Here is a 3,620-nt window from a genome sequence, read left to right as displayed (position 1 = left end):
GTCGTAGTATTTGTCGCTGATGCGGTACTTGAACATCAGTACACCCATCAGGAAGTGGAAGAAGCCGGGGATCACGGACAGCATCAGGGCGATGCCGTTCAGCGCGAAAGCCGTTTGCGCGGCATTTGGCTGGTAGTCGAAATAAGTCAGCAGGATGCCAACCAGGCCGCCGGCAATCGCCATGCCCGCCTTCTGGCACACCGAGATACCACCGAAGGCGAAGCCGGAAACCCGCTTGCCGGTCTTGACCTGGCCATAGTCGATGGTCTCCGCAATGGCGGACCAGAATACAGGCGCATGCAGGTCGACGATGAAGGACAGCAGGAAGTACAGCACAAAGGCCAGCACCATATCGCCCGGACGCACCAGCGCGTAAATGGCAACGCTCAGCGCCGCCACCAGCAGCTGGGTGTAGCGGAACAGCTTGACCTTGCAGTAGCTCTTGGTGATCCAGGTCGATGCGACCATGGACAGAATGGCTGCCGCCACGCCGGTCGACAGGAAGGCCGACACGGTTCCGGTGTCGCCGCCCAGATAATACTTGGCGTAGTAAATCGCCACCGAGCCGCGAATCACATAGCCCACGGTGCCGGTTACGCAGACGCCACACAGGATCAGCCACTGGTCATTCTTCATCAGCACTTTCAGCTGGTCCGCGATGGACTGGCGCTCCACCACATGGCGCACACGTTCGGTGGTGGTGAAGAAGCAGAACAGGAACATCGCCACGCCGATTGCCGCCATCACGGCCATGGCCGCCTGGTAGCCCGCCGCCGCATTGCCGTTGCCCCAGCGCTGCGCCAGGATCGGCACGATAATCGTCACCATGAAGGCGCCGATCTTGGCGAAGAACAGGCGGTAGCCGTTGGCCGACAGGCGTTCCTGCGGATCGCTGGTGAGGCCCGAAATCAGCGAAATATAGGGAATGCCTACGCCTGCCGTCATGACCGTGGCCAGGATGTAGGTCGAGTATGCCCACACCAGCTTGGCGTCATACGCCAGTTGCGGCGTGGTGAAGGCGAAGAAGATGCTGACGCCATAAGGCACAGCGAGGAACAGCAGCCAGGGGCGATAGCGCCCCATGGCGGCGTTGAAGCGGTCCGTCAGCTGCCCCATGATGAGGTCAGCGCAGGCGCCCACGATTTTGACGATCACGAACAGCAGCGCCAGATCGGCGGTGTGCAGGCCGTAGATATCGGTGTAGAAGAAGGTGATGATCAACATCATCGACGAGATCACCACGTTCAGGGCCATATCGCCGGAGCCAAAGCCCACCTTCTCCAGCACCGACAGTTTTTGATTCGACATCGAATACCTCATACAGCAAAACGGCGGGTCGAATGACCCGCCCTACGATGCAATGCGGGTAGGCCAATTCCGGCCCGTAGGGCGGATCATCGACCCGCCGTTTCCGCTCAGTTCTTCCAGCTCAGAGACACGCCCACGGTGCGGTCATAGCGGCGCGTATCGCGCGGATAAACCACCGGATCTGCCCAGTAATCCTGATACTTGAAGTTCAGCAGATTAGTACCAGTCAGGTTCACAGACAAGTTCTTCGCGATCTTGTAGCTGATCGAACCGTCCAGGGTGGACATCGGCGCAGCGATCAGGTCACGTGGAGGCGAAGTGCCCTGGTTGCCCGGCGCGTCGTTGTATACCTGGGTGAACTTGGAACGCCAGTTGTAAGCCAGACGGCCCGACCACGCATCGCGCTCATATAGTCCAACGATATTGTAGGACTGGCGCGACATGCCCGCGAATGGTTTGCCAACCAGGTTCGGATCGATCGAGGAAGTGATGCCGCCTTCGGTGTAGGTGAAGTTAGCTTCCAGACCGAAGCCTTTCAACGGACCTGGCAGCCAGTCGTAGAACTGGCGGTAGGCCAGCTCGACACCTTGCAGGTGGCCCTTGTCGGTGTTGAACGGACGGGTGGTCTGGTAGTTCACGCCCTGGAAGGTCTCAGCAACGATCTTGTTCATGATGTAGCCGTCGAAGTTATGACGGAACACCGTAGCGCTGGCATAACCGGAACGCGAGAAATACCACTCCAGGGATGCGTCCGCGTTCTTGCCGGTGAACGGCTTCAGATCCGGATTGCCGCCCGAGGCGGTGGACTGCGTGGTGGTGCCGTTCGAGTTCACGTAGGCCGTGGCTGGATTCAGCTGGGCGAAGTCAGGACGGGTCAGGGTCTTGGTCAGCGCCAGGCGAGCCAGCAGGTCCGGACGCAGCGTGACCTTGAAGTTCGCGCTCGGCAGAACAGCGGTATCGGAGCTGCTGGTGTTGATCGGCACGTAAGCGCCGTTGACGATGTTATTACCGACCAGGTCCGAGTCGGTCTTGGTGACGCGCACACCCAGCACGCCGTCAACCGGATAAGCACCAACGTCGAAACCGAATTTCGCCTTGCCGTAGAAGGCGTAGTTCTTTTCCTTGTCCTGGAAGAAGGACGCCGGGTCGATCGCCTTGGCCGCTTCCGTGCCGGTTACCGCTTTACGCACAACGCTCGTGTTGGCCACCATGAAGTCCGGGCATGGCGTGCTCCACTTTGGCGTGCCATAGTCGACAGAGAATGCCTGGGTCGAGCAGGACAGGCCAGGGATGCTGCCCATGGTCACGTTAGGAATCGCGCCCACCGAGCCTTCTAGCGACTTGATGGAATTGGCCGTGCGGTCGTTGACGCGCACGCCGCCGGTGAACTCTTTAAAGAAGCCTTCGCTTGCAGGCGTCCAGGTTGCGTCGGCGCGCCAGTCGGTGGAGCTGCCGCGATCCTTGCCGTAACGGTCGAAGAACTGGAACAGGTAGATCTTGGACGGATCATTCAGGCCAGCGCCCTGGTACTGCGCGAAGGCGCCGCCATCCACCACGGTCTTCACGTGCACCTGATCGACGTTCAGATTGGTGTCCAGGATCGGGTTCACCCAATCGTAGGAACTGATGGTGCGGGCGATCTCGCTGCTCACACGCAGACCATCCATCGGACGCCAGTTGGCGCCAATCGCGTATTGCTGCGCGATGCTGGTCGATGCGCGCGCCTGGGTCGACAGGATGGTGAAAGTATTGGTCGAATCGATCGTGTCGGTCTGGTTGGTGCCAGGGATCTTGGTGACCTTGATCTGGTCAGGCGAAGTCGCCCATGGCAGACCGACGAAGAAGTCTGTCTCGTCGTGGCCTTTGAACTTGGAGTACAGGCCTTCGGCGTACATATCGAAGTCCTTGTTCGGCTTCCACTGGAAGGCAAAATTGCCGGCCTGGCGGATACGCTTGCCGAAGATGTCCTGGATGCCCACCAGATCCGGGCCGGTCAGGTTTGGCGCCGCGAAGAATTTATCGATCGGGAAGGTTTCGAAGCCGCGCTCTTCATGGAAGCGGTCGGAGATGTGCGACAGGCCGATCAAGGCGCCGAATTCGCCCATGYCGGTCTTCCAGCGGTTGGACACCATGGCCGAACCTTCAGGATCATTGGCCTTGGCTTTATCCTTGTTCTTCACACCCAGCTGCGCGCTGGCCTGGAAGCCTTTGAAATCAAATGGACGGTTGGTGCGCACGTCGATCGCGCCGGCGATACCACCTTCAGGCTGTTCAGCGCTCTGCGACTTATATACGTCGGCACGCTGCAGCAT

At 59.6% G+C, this 3,620-nt stretch carries 2 protein-coding genes; both read right to left on the bottom strand.

Annotated features, from left to right (window positions below):
* The coding region (locus tag AB4Z11_RS26555; protein ID WP_442028840.1) for an MFS transporter at window positions 1-1,308 on the bottom strand (1,308 nt) is incomplete at its 3' end.
* Between the two features lie 107 nt (window positions 1,309-1,415).
* On the bottom strand, window positions 1,416-3,620 hold a 2,205-nt coding region (locus AB4Z11_RS26550), incomplete at its 5' end, for a TonB-dependent receptor (protein ID WP_442028839.1).

The organism is Pseudoduganella sp. RAF53_2 (assembly GCF_052113985.1).
Lineage (GTDB): Bacteria > Pseudomonadota > Gammaproteobacteria > Burkholderiales > Burkholderiaceae_D > Rugamonas.
Note: the sequence above shows the minus strand (reverse complement) of the source record. Positions and strands in the feature narration are given on the sequence as shown.